Annotated in this window: 17 protein-coding genes; 5 read left to right on the plus strand and 12 right to left on the minus strand. The window is 65.2% G+C overall.

What is annotated here, in order from left to right:
- Positions 1–38 precede the first annotated feature (38 nt).
- Entirely contained in the window at positions 39–740 is a 702-nt protein-coding gene (locus tag FIU86_RS02300; protein ID WP_152473602.1) for a YafY family protein, read from the minus strand.
- 172 nt (positions 741–912) lie between these two features.
- On the opposite strand from FIU86_RS02300, the gene FIU86_RS02305 reads away from it, so the two are divergent.
- Complete coding sequence (locus FIU86_RS02305; RefSeq protein WP_254703922.1) at positions 913–1866, plus strand: calcium/sodium antiporter; 954 nt, start codon at positions 913–915, stop codon at positions 1864–1866.
- Here the strand turns inward: FIU86_RS02305 and rnr are convergent.
- From rnr to dapE, 3 genes are all read right to left on the minus strand, one after another.
- A complete protein-coding gene (rnr, locus tag FIU86_RS02310) occupies positions 1863–4154 on the minus strand; it encodes a ribonuclease R (protein WP_152473604.1) in 2292 nt (763 codons plus the stop codon). The two genes, FIU86_RS02305 and rnr, sit on opposite strands and share 4 nt — an antisense overlap.
- Before the next feature lie 154 nt (positions 4155–4308).
- Positions 4309–4887 (minus strand): TIGR04282 family arsenosugar biosynthesis glycosyltransferase, encoded by a 579-nt coding sequence (locus tag FIU86_RS02315; protein WP_152476875.1) that lies wholly within the window; start codon positions 4885–4887, stop codon positions 4309–4311.
- Entirely contained in the window at positions 4887–6044 is a 1158-nt protein-coding gene (gene dapE / locus FIU86_RS02320) for a succinyl-diaminopimelate desuccinylase (protein ID WP_152473605.1), read from the minus strand. The genes FIU86_RS02315 and dapE overlap by 1 nt, the downstream gene beginning before the upstream one ends.
- 297 nt (positions 6045–6341) lie before the next feature.
- On the opposite strand from dapE, the gene FIU86_RS02325 reads away from it, so the two are divergent.
- Both FIU86_RS02325 and FIU86_RS02330 read left to right on the plus strand, forming a co-directional pair.
- A complete protein-coding gene (locus FIU86_RS02325) occupies positions 6342–7928 on the plus strand; it encodes a Hint domain-containing protein (RefSeq protein ID WP_152473606.1) in 1587 nt (528 codons plus the stop codon).
- A gap of 2 nt (positions 7929–7930) precedes the next feature.
- A complete protein-coding gene (locus tag FIU86_RS02330; RefSeq protein ID WP_152476877.1) occupies positions 7931–9001 on the plus strand; it encodes a Hint domain-containing protein in 1071 nt (356 codons plus the stop codon).
- 13 nt (positions 9002–9014) lie between these two features.
- Here the strand turns inward: FIU86_RS02330 and FIU86_RS02335 are convergent, their stop codons facing one another.
- The 4 genes from FIU86_RS02335 to FIU86_RS02350 all read right to left on the minus strand — a co-directional run bounded on the left by FIU86_RS02335 (position 9015) and on the right by FIU86_RS02350 (position 12036).
- Positions 9015–9347 (minus strand): hypothetical protein, encoded by a 333-nt coding sequence (locus FIU86_RS02335; protein ID WP_152473607.1) that lies wholly within the window; start codon positions 9345–9347, stop codon positions 9015–9017.
- Positions 9348–9380: 33 nt separating this feature from the next.
- The gene (gene dapD / locus FIU86_RS02340) at positions 9381–10208 is read right to left on the minus strand and encodes a 2,3,4,5-tetrahydropyridine-2,6-dicarboxylate N-succinyltransferase (RefSeq protein WP_152473608.1); all 828 of its coding nucleotides are present in this window, start codon (positions 10206–10208) and stop codon (positions 9381–9383) included.
- A gap of 174 nt (positions 10209–10382) precedes the next feature.
- Entirely contained in the window at positions 10383–10985 is a 603-nt protein-coding gene (locus tag FIU86_RS02345) for a DUF1236 domain-containing protein (protein WP_152473609.1), read from the minus strand.
- Between the two features lie 124 nt (positions 10986–11109).
- Complete coding sequence (locus tag FIU86_RS02350) at positions 11110–12036, minus strand: threonine/serine dehydratase (RefSeq protein WP_152473610.1); 927 nt, start codon at positions 12034–12036, stop codon at positions 11110–11112.
- 88 nt (positions 12037–12124) lie between these two features.
- Here FIU86_RS02350 and FIU86_RS02355 point away from each other — a divergent pair, with 88 nt between their 5' ends.
- Positions 12125–12943: an LOG family protein gene (locus FIU86_RS02355; protein ID WP_152473611.1), complete on the plus strand. Its 819-nt coding sequence runs from the start codon at positions 12125–12127 to the stop codon at positions 12941–12943.
- Here FIU86_RS02355 and FIU86_RS02360 read toward each other — a convergent pair.
- Positions 12940–13479, minus strand: a complete 540-nt coding sequence (locus FIU86_RS02360) for an adenine phosphoribosyltransferase (protein ID WP_152473612.1) — start codon at positions 13477–13479, stop codon at positions 12940–12942. The genes FIU86_RS02355 and FIU86_RS02360 overlap by 4 nt on opposite strands.
- Positions 13480–13668: 189 nt before the next feature.
- On the opposite strand from FIU86_RS02360, the gene FIU86_RS22490 reads away from it, so the two are divergent.
- Positions 13669–13836: a hypothetical protein gene (locus FIU86_RS22490; protein WP_172977405.1), complete on the plus strand. Its 168-nt coding sequence runs from the start codon at positions 13669–13671 to the stop codon at positions 13834–13836.
- On the opposite strand, the gene FIU86_RS02365 is transcribed toward FIU86_RS22490, so the two are convergent.
- The 3 genes from FIU86_RS02365 to FIU86_RS02375 form a co-directional block, all read right to left on the minus strand.
- On the minus strand, positions 13833–14456 hold the full coding sequence (locus FIU86_RS02365) for a LysE family translocator (RefSeq protein ID WP_152473613.1): 624 nt from the start codon (positions 14454–14456) through the stop codon (positions 13833–13835). The genes FIU86_RS22490 and FIU86_RS02365 overlap by 4 nt on opposite strands.
- 14 nt (positions 14457–14470) lie before the next feature.
- Positions 14471–15343, minus strand: coding sequence for an S-methyl-5'-thioadenosine phosphorylase (locus FIU86_RS02370; protein WP_152473614.1), 873 nt, complete (start codon positions 15341–15343; stop codon positions 14471–14473).
- Between the two features lie 68 nt (positions 15344–15411).
- The gene (locus tag FIU86_RS02375) at positions 15412–15600 is read right to left on the minus strand and encodes a hypothetical protein (protein WP_152473615.1); all 189 of its coding nucleotides are present in this window, start codon (positions 15598–15600) and stop codon (positions 15412–15414) included.
- Positions 15601–15828 lie beyond the last annotated feature (228 nt).

The following is a 15828-nucleotide window of genomic DNA, read 5'->3' on the forward strand; positions in this document are numbered from 1 at the left end:
GCGTTCAATGATGAGGCCGGGCGAAGTGTCGCCGTTCGTTATGCCGTTTGTTCGCCAGTGTCGCAGGTCATGGCGGCAAGGCATTCACGCAGAAGAATTGCGCGGCGGGGCCGGAAGGACGCGCCGGTGAGCTCGAGGCCACGCATCCGGTCGAGACGGAAGGCGCGGAAATCGCCGCGCAAGTGGCAAAAGGCCAGAAGACAGAGCGACGATTGCATGAGGACGACCGAAAGCGGGTCAACGTCGCGTTTGGTTTCGCGGCCTTCGGCGTCGGAATAATCGAAACGGATGGTCTTTTCCTCCCACGTGGCGCGGCGCAGGCGGGCGGTGTCGACGCCCGATTGCGGCAGGGGGGTAAAGCGGCGGGCCGAGAGCACGGCGTGATCCAGCCGGTGCGCCTGGGCCTGCGGCAAGCGGGCGCGCAGCTTGGCCAAGGCCGATTGCGCGGCGTCGGCGAGGGTGCTGTCGCCCACCTCTTCGACCTCGCGCAGGCCGAGCACCAGCGCCTCCAACTCGTCCTCGTCGAAGTTGAGCGGGGGCAGGGCGGCGTCCTCGATCAGGCGGTAGCCGAAGCCCGCCGCGCCGTCGATCACCGCGCCAAGCCCGCGCAGGGCGTCGATATCGCGATAGACCGTGCGGGCGGTCACGTCGAGCCGGTCCGCCAGCGCCTGCGCCGTGGCAGGGGGCGGCACGATGCGCAGGGCCTGCATCAGTTTGAAAAGGCGTTCGGTCCGGGTCATGGCGCGGAGTATGCTGCCACATTGTGACAGAAATTGTCAGCAGGGTTTGGAATCATGGGATGCGATGATCCTGTCACGGCAGGGGTAATTTTCGCAGGCCGTCTTGAAGTGGGCGCATTGCTGCTCAGATTCCCGGAACACGCGCCGGATGCGCGGGGCTGGAGTTTCTCAAGTGGATATAATTTTCGTGATCGCCGGGCTGGCGGGCCTGATCCTCGGCGGTGAATTGCTGGTGCGGAACGCGGTGCAGCTGGCGCGGGGCTTGGGCGTGTCGCCTCTGGTGATCGGGCTGACCATCGTGGGGTTCGGCACCTCTGCCCCGGAGCTGGTGACCAGCTTGCAGGCCGCGTGGGTCGGTGCGCCGGGGATCGCGCTGGGCAACGTGGTGGGAAGCAATATCGGCAACACGCTGTTGATCGTGGGGATCGCGGCGCTGATCTCGCCCATATTGGTGGCGCGGAAGGCGCTGGCGCGGGATGGGTCGGTGATGCTGGGCGCAACGCTGGTCTGCGCGGCGCTGGTGCTGAGCGGCGAGATGGGGCGCATGGCCGGGCTGGGCCTCGTGCTGGCGCTGGCGGGCTATCTGGCGTTTACGTTTATGGCCGAGCGCAAGGGGCCGACGGCGGCGGGCGAGGTGTATGCCGCGGAAGGCGATTTGCTACCCGAAGCGCCGGTGCGGGCGGGGCGTGCGGCGCTGGGGCTGTTGATCGGGCTGGTGGTGATCCTGGCCGGGGCGCGGTTTCTGGTATCCGGGGCCGTGGGACTGGCGCAGATGCTGGGGATGAGCGACGCGGTAATCGGGCTGACGGTGGTGGCTATCGGCACGTCGATGCCGGAGCTGGTGACCTCGGTGCTGGCGGCCCGCAAGGGGCAGGGCGAGGTGGCGTTCGGGAACATCATCGGCAGCAATATCTTCAACATCCTCGGCATACTGGGGGCGACGGTGTTGGTGGTGCCGATGGCCGCACCCTTGCCGATCACGGGGGTAGATCTGGCCGTGCTGGTGGGCTCAGCGGTTGTGTTCGTCGTGTTCGCCTTTACCGGAGCTCGGATCGACCGGCGCGAGGGGGCTGTGCTGCTGGCGGCCTACGGTGCTTACATGGTCTGGCTGTTGGGGAGCGTTTAACGCCGCTTGCGTGAGACCTTGCGCTTGGTCTTGTCTGACTTGTGCTTTTCGCGCGCCAGCTTGCGCTTGGGGCCGCCGCGCCCGCCCTTGGGCTTGCCGCGGCCCCGCCCCTTGCGGGGCGTGTCCGAACCGCTGGGCGTGATCGTCTTGCCATCGAGCCGCACGAGGTCGAGCGCGAGACCGCCGGTGACCGGCGCCGCCTCGCTGAGGCGGACGACGACGCGCTGGCCGAGGCCGATCACCATGCCGGTGTCGGACCCCATCAGGGTGCCGCGGTCGCGGTCGAGGTGGAAATACTCGTTGCCAAGCGCGCGCATCGGGATGAGGCCGTCCGCGCCGGTCTCGTCCAGCCGGACGAAGGCGCCGAACTTGGCGATGCCGCTGATCCGCCCGGTGAACTCCTCGCCCACACGTTCGGAAAGGAAGGCGGCGAGATAGCGGTCGTTGGTGTCGCGTTCGGCCATCATCGAGCGGCGCTCGGTTTCCGAGATATGTTCGCCGATGCTTTGCAGGCGTTCCTCGTCGGATTTCGACAGGCCGTCCTCGCCCCAGCCATGCGCCGATATGAGGGCGCGGTGTACGATCAGGTCGGCATAGCGACGGATGGGCGAGGTGAAATGCGCGTAGGATTGCAGTGCAAGGCCGAAATGCCCGAAATTCGACGGGGCATAATAGGCCTGCGTCATCGAGCGCAGGGTGGCGAGGTTGATGACCTCGACGTGGTCGGTGCCCGCCGCGCCGTGCAGCAGCTGGTTGAGGTGAGCGGTCTTCAGCACCTGCCCCTTGGCCAGCGTCAGGCCTGCGGCCTCGGCCACGTCGCGCAGGGTGTCGAGCTTCTCTGGCGGCGGCTCTTCGTGGACGCGGAAGAGGAGGGGGGATTTTTTGGCGATCAGCGTCTCGGCGGCGGCCACATTGGCCAGAACCATCATGTCCTCGATCAGCTTGTGGGCATCGAGGCGGTCGGCGAAGTTGACGGAGGTGACCTTGCCCTCGTCGCTGAGCACGACCTTGCGTTCGGGCAGGTCGAGATCGAGCGGCTGGCGGTTGTTGCGCGCTTCTTGCAGGGCGGCGAAGGCCTCGTAAAGCGGGTCGATAACCTCGTCCATGAGGGGCCCGCACTTGTCGTCCGGGGTGCCGTCGCGAGCGGCCTGTACTTGCTGGTAGGTGAGCGACGCGGCGGAGCGCATCAGGCCGCGCACGAAGCGGTGGCCGATCTTCGTCCCGTGGGCGTCGATCTGCATCCGCACGGCTATGCAGGCGCGCGGTACACCTTCGTGCAGCGAACAGAGGTCGCCGGACAGCCGGTCGGGCAGCATCGGCACGACCCGGTCGGGGAAATAGCTGGAATTGCCGCGCTTGCGGGCCTCGGCATCGAGGGCCGAGCCGGGGGTGACGTAACAGGCAACGTCGGCGATGGCGACCCAGATGACATGCCCGCCCTCGTTCTTGGGGTCGTCGTCGGGGTGGGCCCAGACGGCATCGTCGTGATCGCGGGCGTCCGCCGGGTCGATGGTGACGAGCGGCAGGTCGCGCAGGTCTTCGCGGCCCTTGAGGCCTTGCGGTTTCTGCGCGTCGGCCTCTGCGATGACGTCGTCGGGGAAATCGTCGGGAATGCCATGCTGGTGGATAGCGATCAGCGACACGGCCTTCGGCGCGGAGGGGTCGCCCAATCGGTCCAGGATGCGGGCCTGTGGCAGGCCCATGCGCCCCTTGGGCCCGGCCTGTTCGGCCTCGACCAGCTCGCCATCCTTGGCGCCGCCGGTGGCGGAGGGCGCGACCAGCCATTCCTTGCCGTCGCCCTTGTCGATCGGCAGGATGCGCCCGCCCCCGGCGGTTTTTTTGAAGATGCCCAAGACCTTGCGCGGATTGGTCCCGATCCGGCGGATGAGCCGCGCCTCATAATGATGCGCCTCGCCCTTGACCTCTTGCAGCCGGCCCAGAATGCGGTCGCCGGGGCCGAGCGCGGGGTCACTGGCGCGGGGGATCAGCAGGACGACAGGCTCCACGCCTTCGCCATGCCATTCAAGCGGGCGCGCCAGAAGCTCTCCATCCGGGGTCTGGTCACTGACCTGCAGCACGCTGACCGGGGGCAGCTTGTCGGGGTCGCGATAGGTTTTCTTGCGCTTCTCAAGGTGCCCCTCGGCCTCGAGCTCCTTCAGGATGCGCTTGAGGTCGATCCGCGCCGCCCCCTTGATGCCGAACGCCTTGGCGATGTCGCGCTTGGAGGTCAGGGTCGGATTGTCAGAGATCCATTGCAGGACCTGTGATTTGGAGGGCAATTCGCTCATGCAAGGGCACCTAGCACGAAGGTGGGGGGCGTTCCATGCGAAGATTGCCGTCGCGGCCCGCCCCACCTTCTTTTTCTTGCCGGAAATACTCTCGGGGGTCTGGGGGGTGAAACCCCCTGCAGGTCGACGCGGGCCTTGCCCGCGGCGAAACCGGTCACAGCGCTTGCAGGTCCTCGATCGTGTCCACGTCCTGCAACGTATCGACAAGACCGATGCGCGCGCCCGGCAAACTCGCCCTGCTGTCGGCCAGCGCGTGCTGGGTGGACCATCGAACGCCTTGCAGGAAAATCGTGGGCACGGCGCGGGTGCGTTTCATCCCGATCAGCCAGTAGCCGCCATCGGGGGCCGGGCCGAAGACCGCGTCCTGCCGTCCGAGCGTGGCAAAGGCGCGGGCGATGTGAGCGCGGGTGATGCCGGGAATGTCGCCGCCGACGATGCAGACGGGCCCGGGCGGACGGGTCCGCATGACGCGGGCCATGCGGGCGCCAAGGTCGCCGGGGCCTTGGGGCATGCGCTCAAGATCGGCAGGCCAGGCGCGGCTGGTGAGGCCCGCCACGTCAGGGGCGACGGCCAGCACGAGGTTCCAGTGCGGATCGCGCAGGCGGCGCAGCAGGCGGGCGGTCTGGTGGCGGACCCACCAGGTGGCAGCGACTGGGCCGATATCGCGGGCCAGGCGGGTTTTAACCTGGCCCGGGCGCGGGTCTTTCAGCATGATGACAAGCTGTTGCCGGATCACGCGAAATAGTCTTTCAGGATGCGGGCATAGATCGCCTTCAACTGCTCGATCTGCGCCACTTCGACCCGCTCGTCGACCTGGTGCATGGTCTGGCCCACGAGGCCGAATTCCACGACCGGGCAGTGATCCTTGACGAAGCGCGCGTCCGAGGTGCCGCCGCTGGTGGACAGGACGGGCGTGACGCCGGTTTCGGACTCGACCGCGCGTGCAACCAGATCCGACAGCGGGCCGGGCGGGGTGAGGAAGCTTTCGCCCGAGTTCTTGACCTGCATGTCGCCGCGCACGCCGAACGCTTCGCAGACGTCATCGAGTTCGGATTGCAGCCAGTTGGTCAGGCTGTCCCCGCTATGCGCGTCGTTGTAGCGGATATTGACGGTCATCCGGGTGCTTTCGGGAATGACGTTGGTCGTCGGATTGCCGGTGTCGATGGTCACCACGGCCAGCGTGGAGGGATCGAAGTGGGCGGTGCCTTCGTCCAGCGTGTGTGAGGACAGGCGGTCGGCCAGCCGCGCCATGGCGGGCAGCGGATTGCAGGCGCGGTGGAGGTAGGCGGAATGGCCCTGCACGCCGGTGAGGGTGATCCAGGCGGACAACGAGCCCCGGCGGCCGATCTTGATCATGTCGCCCATGGTTTCGGGGCAGGTGGGTTCGCCCACGAGGCAGGCGCTCATCGCTTCGCCTTCCTGCGCCATCCAGTCCAGCAGGGCCACGGTGCCATCCCGTGCATCGCCTTCCTCGTCGCCGGTGATGGCCACGATCACCGCGCCCTCGGGAGGTGCGTCCTGCACGAAGTCGATGGCGGCGGCGGCGAATGCGGCGACGCCGGATTTCATGTCGGTGGCCCCCCGGCCCCAAAGCTGGCCGTCGCGAATCTCGGCGCCGAAGGGATCGGCGGTCCATGCATCGGCGTCGCCCACCGGCACCACGTCGGTATGGCCGTTGAAGCCGAAGCTGCGGGTGGCGTTCTTGTCGCCCCAGCGCGCATAGAGATTGGCGATGCCGTTGCGATCCACGCGGGTGCAGGTGAAGCCCGCGTTGGAAAGCAGACGTTCAAGCAGTTGCAGTGCGCCGCCTTCTTCGGGGGTGACCGAAGCGCAGCGCACCAGTTGCGCGGTCAGGTCGACGGGGTCGGTCGGGGCGGAGTTCTGCGGCATTTGGGGTATCCTGTGAATTTTCGACAGACCTAGCCTGCACGGTTTGTAACCGCAAACCCGCGCCCGGAAAAAAGTTTGTCCTCGGGGCATGATCGGTGACGGAATTTCTTAACAAGGCGAAAAAAACGTGTTAATCAATCCTTAATAAATGACCCGAGGCAGGGCAAAAGAGCAGCTGGGCAAATCGCCCGACACGTCAGCAAGCGCAAAAAAACAAGCTGCGGCGTGTCAGACCGGACCACCGGAAAAGCCGATTCTTGGCGTGTGCTGACCTTGGACGTACATGAGGTGGGCAGTATGGTCAGGGGTGTCGAAATCCCGATAGATCGCGGTGCGTCCGCGACCGAGATGGCGAACGCCATATTCGGCGACGGTGTTCAGGTGGTGTCAGCGTCCTATACAGGCGACAATGATTCCTCTGGAATATATACACAGGGTGACACGATTTCGCCGGGAGTGATGCCCTCGGACAGCGGTGTGATGTTCTCGACCGGTGACTTGCGAGGATTTACCAACAACTCGCCTTGGTGGTCGACCAACTCGAACCAGTCCGCGAGCACCACGACAAGCTCGAGCGGGCCGAACAACGATCCGCTCTTCAACGCGGCCGCGGGTACCAATACATACGATGCGTCCTATCTGGACGTGGATTTCATTCCGACCGGCGACGTAATGACGATGCAGTTCGTCTTCGCGTCGGAGGAATTTCCCGAATACGCGACCGGCGCGTTCCAGGATTTCGTCGGTGTCTGGATCAACGGCACACAGGTGCCGCTAAGCGTGGGTGACGGGGATATCGACCCCAACAACCTGAATGCCGGGTCCAACGCCAACCTTTTCGTCGACAACACCTCGGACCAGTACAACACCGAGATGGACGGCTTTACCGTCACGATGACCCTGACGATCCCGGTTAACTCTGGCGACGTGAACTCGATCCGGATCGGGATCGCGGACGTGACGGACGCAAACTACGATTCGACGCTGATCATCGCGGGCGACAGCGTGCAGACAACGTTGGTGGCGCAGGACGACACGTCGAACCTGTTTCCCACAGGATCGAAGACGCTGGATGTTCTGGACAACGACGTAAACAACACCGCCGGCGCACTGACGATCACGCAGATCAACGGTCAAAACGTCGTCGCGGGCAGCACTGTCACGCTGGCCACGGGCCAGACGGTGCAGCTGAACGCGGACGGCACCATCACGGTCGTCGGGGACGGCGACGTCGAGGAAGTCAATTTCACCTACACGGTAGAGAGCACGAACGGGCAGAGCGACACCGGCTTTGTCACGCTGAACTCGATCCCGTGTTTCGTGCGCGGGTCACGCATCCTGTGCGAACGCGGCGAGGTGCAAGTCGAGGACCTGCGGGTGGGAGACCTGGTGGCGACACGGGATGAGGGCCTGCAACCACTGCGCTGGGTCGGCCACCGCGAGGTGGCGGGTGCCGGGCCCTATGCGCCGATCCGCATCCTGGCAGGCACGTTTGGCGATCATGGCGAGCTTTGGCTGTCGCCGCTGCACCGGGTGCTGATCCGCGACAGCCTGGCCGAGCTGCTGTTCGGCGAGCGCGAGGTGCTGGTGGCGGCCAAGGACTTGGTCAACGACCGCAGCGTGCGGCGCATCGAGGTGGAGAGTGTGGATTACTTTCACCTGCTGTTTGATCGGCACCAGGTGATCATGTCCGAAGGGCTGCCGACCGAAAGCTTTTTGCCCGGACCGCAGATCAAGAACAGTTTCGAGGCCGATGTGCTGGAAGAAATCTGCACCCTGTTCCCCGAAATCGACCCGGAAACCGCCGAGGGGTACAGCCCCGCGGCACGACGGATGCTGCGCGGTTACGAGGCGCAGATCCTGTCCAAGAAATGGGCGGCGTGACAATGGGCTGGATTGGACTTCGAGATGGCAACGACGGTTGGTTCAAGGCGGACCCGCGGCTGACGGAAACCGGCGCGGACCGGGTGTTGCACCGGGGTAGCCTGGTGGTCGAGACCCGCATCTCGGCCGAGACGCGGCCGCAGACCTTGCTGGCGTTTCGGCGGACATGGCCGATGCCCGGATTGTTCACGATCCAGGCGTTGCCGCAGGGCGGGATCGTGCTGGTGGATGCGCAGGGCGACGACATCTGCCATGGCACCCTGCCGTTGAAGAACGACGGGCGGCTGGACATCTTGCGGCTGACCTATTCGTGGGACAGCGCCGAAGGTTGGGCACGGCTGACGCTGGAGCGGCCCGAGACCGACCAGGTGGAGACTGTGGCGCTGAATGCCACCTTGCCGCTGCCGGTCGATGATCTGAACGCCATCTTCGCGCATGGCTGCAATTTCGAGGTGGACGAGGAGGTGACGTTCCTGGCGCTGTCGGACAAGATCGAGCCGGTGGGGCCCTTGCCCGCACTGACGGCGCAGGTGCCGATCATGACCGACCGCGGTGAACGCCCGGCGGGCGAGATCCGGCGCGGCGACATCGTGGTAACGGATGATGGCCAGCGCGTGCCGGTCTTGCAGGTGGTCAAGCGGACCGTGCCCGCGCGCGGCAGTTTCCGGCCCATCCGCTTGCGTGCGCCCTATTTCAAGCTGACGCAGGATATCGTGGTGTCGCCGCAGCAACGGCTGGTGATGCATGGCAGCGAGGTGGAATATATGTTTGGCCGCGAGGCGGTGCTGGTCCCCGCGCGGCACTTGGTGAACGACCGCTCGGCGTTTCAGGCCAAGGGTCCGGACCTTGTGAGCTATCACCATCTGCTGTTGCCCGGGCACGAGGCCGTGCTGGCGGCAGGATGTGCGCTGGAGAGCCTTTACATTGGTCGGATGCGGCGCAAGCCCGAGGCGATCGCCGCGAGTATTCTGGCCGATTTCGACCGCAACCGCCTGCCCGAGCACGCCAAGCCGGTCTGGCCGGTTCTTAAACCGTTCGAGGCAGTGACGCTGGCGACAAGCCGCGCGGCGTGAACCGCGCGGAGGGTCAGTCGTAGAAGGGCGTCATCTGGGCGACGATCACGGCGTTTTCGTCCAGAACACGTTGCATCAGTACTTTCTCGTCGTCGCTGATCTCGTGGCCCTCGGCCAGTCGCTCGTCGAGCGTGCCATAGCCCGAGACATCCAGCGGTGCGGTGTCGGCCTGTTTCAGGATCGCCACGGTTTCGCGCACCGCCTCGGCCTCGTCCACGCCGGAGGCATAGATCACCAGCGCGGCACCAGTGGCGGTGTCCGGCAGGCCGTCGCCCTGTTTGCGGCCGATTTCGACCAGCAGGGTGAAGACCTGCTGGGGTTTCTTCTTGTCAGGGTCTTTGGCCATGAGGGACCTCGTGCCGGGTCTGCCGCGCAGGGTTTAGTCACGCAGCAGCTCGTTGATGGCGGTCTTGGAGCGGGTCTGTTCGTCCACGCGCTTGACGATGACGGCGCAATAGAGGTTGAGGTTGTTCTTGGTGGGCATCGAGCCCGACACGACGACCGAGTAGGGGGGAACCTCGCCCATGAAGACCTCGCCGGTTTCGCGGTCGACGATCTTGGTGGATTTGCCGATATAGACGCCCATGCCAAGCACCGAGCCTTCGCGCACGATGCAGCCTTCGACGACCTCGGAGCGGGCGCCAATAAAGCAGTTGTCCTCGATGATCGTGGGGCCGGCCTGCATCGGTTCCAGCACGCCGCCGATGCCGACGCCGCCCGACAGGTGCACGCCCTTGCCGATCTGCGCGCAGGAGCCGACGGTGGCCCAGGTGTCGACCATCGTGCCCTCGTCCACGTAAGCGCCGAGGTTCACGAAGGACGGCATCAGCACCACGCCGGGCGCGATATAGGCCGATTTGCGCACGATGCAGTTCGGCACGGCGCGAAAGCCGCCCTCTTTCCATTCGGTGTCGCCCCAGCCCTTGAACTTGCTGTCGACCTTGTCCCACCAGGTGCTGCCCTGCGGGCCGCCTGCCTGCGGCTCCATGTCCTTGAGGCGGAAGCCCAGCAGAACGGCCTTCTTGGCCCACTGGTTGACGTGCCAGTCGCCGTTGTCCTGCCGTTCGGCCACGCGCAGTTTGCCGCTATCGAGGGCGTTGAGCGTATCCTCGATCGCCTCGCGGGTTTCGCCGCCTGTGCTGGGCGTGATCTGATCGCGGTTTTCCCATGCGGACTCGATGGCTGTTTCAAGCTGTGCGTTGGACATGTCTGGCGTGCTCCCGTGGCAGGTCGTGTTGTGCTGGAATGCCCTATACTGGCGGATGGGGTGGACCGCAATGCGACGCGACGCGGGGCGTTAGCGGCAGCTTCATTCACGGGCGCACGAAAAAGGCGGGCGTCCCGGGACACCCGCCAATCGTCATATCCTTGTGGATCGGTCTTAGCGTACCACGTAGACCACGCGGCGCTCTGCCGGTTCGACCAGCACCGGCACGCCGTTCACGTAGGCGTAGCGATACTCCGTATCTGGGACAGGTTGCAGGCCAACCGCCGCGGGCAGTTGTGCGCCGGTCACGACTTCGCCATCGAGATAGATCGGCTCCATCGGGTTGTCGCGCACGTAGACGACCGTGTTGTCCGCCGGGGTCACCGGGGTGACGTATGTATCGTCGACCACCGTGCCGATGGCGCCGCCTGCTGCGACGGAGTCGGCCTCGCTGTACTCGTAGGTGGCAGTGGGCAGGTTCATGGCGCTGCGGTTTTCGATCACGCGGACCGAGCCGGCATCGGTGGACGCGGCGAGATAGTCGCCATAGGCCCAGCCCTCGGTGCCGTTATAGTTGACCTCGCACCAGGAACTGGCCTCGATGCAGCCCTGGATGCTGACCGCACCGGCATTGGGAATGACGTCGATCACGGGCTGTGCCGGGCTGGGGCCCGCGCGCAGGTTCAGGTCGGTCACGGCGGTGGCGTCGACATCCGCCATCGCGGCGCCTGCGCCGAGCGTGCTGACAAGGGTCAGGCTCAGAAGTCGCTTTTTCATGGGTAGTCCTCCTCACTCACATATTCTTGCCGTACGGACGGGATGCCCACCGGCACACTGAGGCCTCAACGCAAGGATTTCGGAGGGTGTTCCCGGGCGGTAAGGCACCGTGGAAAAACGGGCGTCAATCCGCCGAGAGCGGGTCCGGTGCGAGGTTGCCGCCACAGACAAGTACCGCAACCCGTTCATCTTTTTCGGGCCGGTAGGCGCCGCTGGTCAAGGCCGCGAGCGCGGTGGCGCCGGCGGGTTCGACAAGCTGACGGGCGTCTTTCCAGAGCGCGTGCTGGGCGGCGGTGATGGCGTCGTCATCCATGGTCACGGCGGTCACGCCGTTCTGCTGCGCGAGCTCAAGACAGATCGAGCCGATGCGCCGGGCGCCGAGCGCGTTGGCGGCGACGCCAGAGACCTCGACATCGACGCCCTTGCCGGCCTTGAGACCGGCGTTGAGCGCGGCGCAGGTTTCCGGCTCGACGGCCACGACCTTGCGACGCCCGTCGAGCCACGCGAGCGCCCCTGCAATCAGCCCGCCGCCGCCCACCGCGATCAGGATGGTGTCGGCCCTCAGCCCCTGGTCCTCCCACTCGGCCATGCAGGTGCCCTGGCCGACCACGGTGGCTGGCGCGTCGTAGGCGTGGATCTGCATCGCGCCGGTTTCGGCCTCGTACTCGCGGGCGGCATCCAGAGCGTTGGAATAGGCGCCCTCGACCACGTGCAGGTCGGCGCCCTGGTCGCGGATGAGCGCGATCTTGGCGGGTCCGGCCATTTCAGGCACGTAGATGCGGGCGCGATGGCCCAGCTTGGCGGCGGCAAAGGCGACTGCCGCGCCGTGGTTGCCGCCCGAGGCCGCGACCAGCCCGGCCTTGGGAACGTCCTGTGACAGAAGGGTGTTGAAGGCCCCGCGCGGCTTGAAGCTGCCGGTGTGCTGGGTGTGCTCCAGCTTGACCTCGATGGGGTGGTCGAGGCCGAAGCCCGACATCTCGGCCGCCGGGGTGCGGCGCAGGTGCGGGGCGATGCGGAATTTCGCGGCGGCAATCTCGGTTTTCCAGTCCATTTCGACCCCTTTCGCACGTGCCCGTGGCTAGGCAAATCGTGCGGAACCCTATACGCCTGAGAAAACGAACCCAACAGGGAAGTGCAGGATGAAAGACGACCGCAATAGCCAGTTCCGGGATGCGCATTCCGACCGCAGCACCGCCGCACAGGTGCCCGACACGCCACAGACCCGTGCGCCCGCGTACAGGCTGGCCTTTGCCGACGACGATTTCCTCTGCCGGGACGAGTTGCGGCCCGTGCGTTTGCAGCTGGAATTGCTGAAGCCCGAGATGATCCTGAACGAACGCGGCATCGAAAGCACGGTGGTCCTGTTCGGCGGCGCGCGCATTCCCGAACCGGCGGTCAAGGACACCGCACGCACCGAGACGCTGGCGGAGCTGTCTCGCTTCTACGACGAGGCGCGCAGCTTTGCGAAGATGCTGACCGAGAAGTCGATGCAAAGCTACGGGCGCGAGTTCGTCGTGGCCACGGGCGGCGGGCCCGGCGTGATGGAGGCGGGCAACAGGGGGGCTGCCGATGCGGGGGGCACCTCGATCGGGCTGAACATCGTGTTGCCGCATGAGCAGGCGCCGAACGAATACGTGACGCCGGGCCTGTGCTTCAACTTCCATTACTTCGCCATCCGCAAGATGCATTTCCTCATGCGGGCCAAGGCGATCTGTTGCTTTCCCGGCGGGTTCGGCACACTGGACGAGATGTTTGAGGCACTGACCCTGATCCAGACCGATCGGATGAAGCGGGTACCGTTCCTGCTGTTCGGTGAGGAATTCTGGCGCAGGATTATTAACTGGGAGGCCCTGTCGGACGCAGGCACGATCAGCGCCGAGGACCTTGATCTCTTTCAGTTCGTCGAGACAGCGGAAGAGGCCGTGAAGATCATCGACGACTGGTACGAAGAGCTTTAGTCACCCTCGAACGCGCATAGCGCGTGGACATCCATGCCGAGCGCTTCGAGCCGGGCGCGGCCGCCGATATCGGGCAGGTCGATGACGAAGGCGCAGCCGACGATCTCGCCGCCGAGCCGTTCGATCAGCCTGATCCCGGCCTCGGCCGTGCCGCCGCTCGCCAGAAGGTCATCGACCAGCAGAACCTTTTCACCGGGGGTTATGGCGTCGTCGTGGATCTCGACGATCGCCTCGCCGTATTCCAACTGGTACTCTTCCGAGATCACCTTGCCGGGCAGCTTGCCTTTCTTGCGGATGGGCACGAACCCCTTGCCCAGCTGGTGCGCCACCGCGCCGCCGAGGATGAAGCCGCGCGCCTCGAGCCCCACCACCTTGTCGATTGCCATGCCTGCATAGGGGTGCAGGAGCTGGTCCACCGCAAGCCGCAGCCCGCGCGGGTCGGCAAAGAGTGTGGTGACATCGCGAAACATGATGCCTTCATGCGGGAAATCGACGATGGTGCGGATGTAATCCTTGACCGTTTTCGCGTTGGGCATGGCGGTGTCTCCGGTTGGGCCTGTCCGCCTTTGCGTTTGGCGCAACTGGCGCAAAATCGCAAGGTTTGGCTGGGATCGGCGGGGTATTGACGGCCAAGGAATTGATTTGCAAGAGGGTTTGCCAAGGCTGCATATGCTTTGTATATACCTTGCGACGCCGGTGACGGAAAACGCAAATCAGGAGCTCGCGTGGCCAAGAGTGACGACAAGAAAGCCGGGAAGAAAGACAGCCAGCTGATCCTGCGGCTGAACAAGGACGACCGCGACACGTTCATCGAGCTGTGCAAGGAGATGGACACCAGCGCGGCGCGGGAAATCCGCGGGTTCATCCGGAAATTCATCAAGAAGAACAGTTAGGCCCGGCGCAGGGCGGCTGTCATGGCGCCCATGCCCACCAGCGCCGCGCCGCCGCCGCGTGTGAGCCAGGTGATGACCGAGGGCCGCCCGATGGTCTGGCGCAGGCGGTCCGCCAGCAGGGCATAGGCCAGCGCGTTGAGCCAGGCGAGGCCCACGAAGGTGGCGATCAGTATTGCGAATTGTTGGGCCAAGGCCCTGTCGACGCTGACGAATTGCGGAACGAAGGCGATGAAGAACGCGATCGACTTGGGGTTCAGCGCGGTGACGGCGGCGGCGTGCCAGAAGACGCCCTGCGCGGGTTTCGCGCCGGTGGTCGTGTGATTCAACCCGGTGCTGGGCGGGCTGCGCAACAGCTTGACCCCGAGATAGACGAGATACGCCGCGCCGATCCATTTCAGCACCGTAAACAGCGTGGCCGAGGCCAGAACGAGCGCACCGAGGCCCAGAAGGGACGCGGTCATCGCGATGAAATCGCCAAGCGCGACGCCGGTGGCGCTGGCGACAGCGACGCGTTTTCCCTGGCTGAGCGCGTAGGACAAGACCAGCAGAACGGTCGGGCCGGGAATCAGCAGCAAAGCAATGGTCGCCGCGACGAAGGTCAGCCAGAGGTCTAGGGGCATCGGGTTAAACCTTTCTAAAGGACACGGGCGGCGACGGCGTTCAGGCGCGCGACGAGGGCGGGATCGCGGGCCTCGGGCGCGGTGAGGATTGCGTGTTCGAGCGCGCGGTCGCAGCCATGAGGGCAGGCGTCACGGTCTTCCGATCCCAGCAGGCCGGGCAGGCGGGCGACCATGTCGCGGGCCTTGTCGGCGTTGCCCAGAAGGGTGGCGATGATCTGCGTGACGTCGACCTCTCCGTGGTCGGGGTGCCAGCTGTCGTAATCGGTGATCATGGCGACGGAGGCGTAGCAAAGCTCGGCCTCGCGGGCGAGTTTGGCCTCGGGCATGTTGGTCATGCCGATGACGTCGGCGCCCCAGCTGTCGCGGTACATTTTCGATTCCGCCAGCGTGCTGAACTGGGGGCCTTCCATGGCGAGGTAGGTGCCGCTGTCATGGACGGTCACACCGGCCGCGCGGGCGGCTTCGGCGCAGGCGGACCCTAGCCGCGGACAGGTCGGATGCGCAACGCTGACATGAGCGACGCAGCCTTGGCCGAAGAATGATTTTTCGCGGGCGAAGGTGCGGTCAATGAATTGATCCACAACGACAAAATCGCCCGGCGCCATCTCTTCGCGGAACGAGCCGCAGGCGGAGACGCTGATGATGTCGGTCGCGCCGATGCGTTTCAGCGCGTCGATATTGGCGCGGTAAGGCACCGTCGAGGGCGAATGCACGTGGCCGCGCCCATGGCGGGGCAGAAAGGCCATGTAGGTGTCGCCCAGCATACCTGTCAGGATCTGGTCGGAGGGCGCGCCCCAGGGGGTGTCCACCGTAACCCATTCAGAGTGTTGCAGGCCGTCGATCTGGTAGAGGCCGGAGCCGCCGATCACGCCGAGATAGGATGTCATGGGTGTCCTTTCCGCTTTGCCACAGCGAATACCGTGCGGCGCGGAAATTCAACCCTGTAACGGCGTTATCAGGCGCCAGCACCCAGCGTGCAGAGATCGCCGCGACCGATCAGCGAGGTGACCATGCGGCCCTGCTCGGTGTCGCGAATGGCAAAGCCGTAACCGCGCAGCCGGAACTTCCATTCCCGGTCAGAGACGCAGCGTTGGCGTTCGCGAATGACGAAATCACGGATGTCGTTTTTGGTTTCAAGTCCCATCGTTTCCTACCCTTCCACAAATAGGTTGATGAAACCGGGATAGTGGTGGCGCGTGGCGACAATCGTCCCGAAATGTGTCACGAAAAAGATTTCTGCACATTGTGGGCGCAAGGGTTAATGGCGCTGGATACGCCGAAAACTCCGTCTGTATAACGTCGGTATTACCATCGGTATCGCGACGGTGCCGTGGTCCGGCGGGCTGAATGAACAGACCGTGCGGTGGGGCGC

The organism is Roseovarius sp. THAF9, assembly GCF_009363715.1.
Classification (GTDB): domain Bacteria; phylum Pseudomonadota; class Alphaproteobacteria; order Rhodobacterales; family Rhodobacteraceae; genus Roseovarius.